The organism is Arthrobacter sp. SPT-J7, assembly GCF_059089965.1.
On sequence record NZ_JBNHFF010000644.1, the window covers coordinates 1 to 259 of the forward strand.

General features: G+C 61.8%; 1 protein-coding gene. It reads left to right on the forward strand.

What is annotated here, in order from left to right:
* Window positions 1-259 (forward strand): extracellular solute-binding protein (locus AC5RWX_RS34640; RefSeq protein WP_494100617.1); only part of this gene is annotated, 259 nt, incomplete at both ends.

Sequence of the window (259 nt, forward strand, 5' to 3'; positions counted from 1 at the left end):
GATGTTCCAGGCAGCGAAAAAGGAGTTCGAGGCCGCAAACCAGGGGGTGACGGTTGAGTTGCAGCCCATCCAGGGGAATGACGACGACTACGGCACCAAGCTGGCCCTGGCCCTGCGATCACCTTCCACCGCGCCGGACGTCTTCTACGAAGACACCTTCAAGGTCCGCTCCGACGTCGACGCCGGCTACCTCCTCAAGCTCGACAGCCACCTTGAAGGCTGGGGGGACTGGGACAAATTCAATGAAGGCGCCAAGGCG